Genomic DNA, 254 nt, shown 5'->3' with positions numbered 1-254 from the left:
GGTGATCTCCTCGCCGGTGACGGCCTTGACCACGTCCGGGCCGGTGATGAACATCTGCGAGGTCTCGCGGACCATGAACACGAAGTCGGTCAGGGCCGGGCTGTAGGCCGCGCCGCCCGCGCACGGGCCCAGCATCACCGAGATCTGCGGGATCCCCCCGGAGGCCCTGGTGTTGCGCTGGAAGATGCCGCCGTAACCGGCGAGGGCGGAGACGCCCTCCTGGATACGGGCGCCCGCGCCGTCGTTCAGCGAGA

1 protein-coding gene is annotated in these 254 nt (G+C 70.5%); it reads right to left on the bottom strand.

The window, feature by feature from the left end:
• Positions 1-254 (bottom strand): carboxyl transferase domain-containing protein (locus tag IG08_RS55545; RefSeq protein WP_043457891.1); only part of this gene is annotated, 254 nt, incomplete at both ends.

Source organism: Streptomyces fulvoviolaceus, from assembly GCF_000718165.1.
Classification (GTDB): Bacteria; Actinomycetota; Actinomycetes; order Streptomycetales; family Streptomycetaceae; genus Streptomyces; species Streptomyces fulvoviolaceus.
Note: the sequence above shows the minus strand (reverse complement) of the source record. Positions and strands in the feature narration are given on the sequence as shown.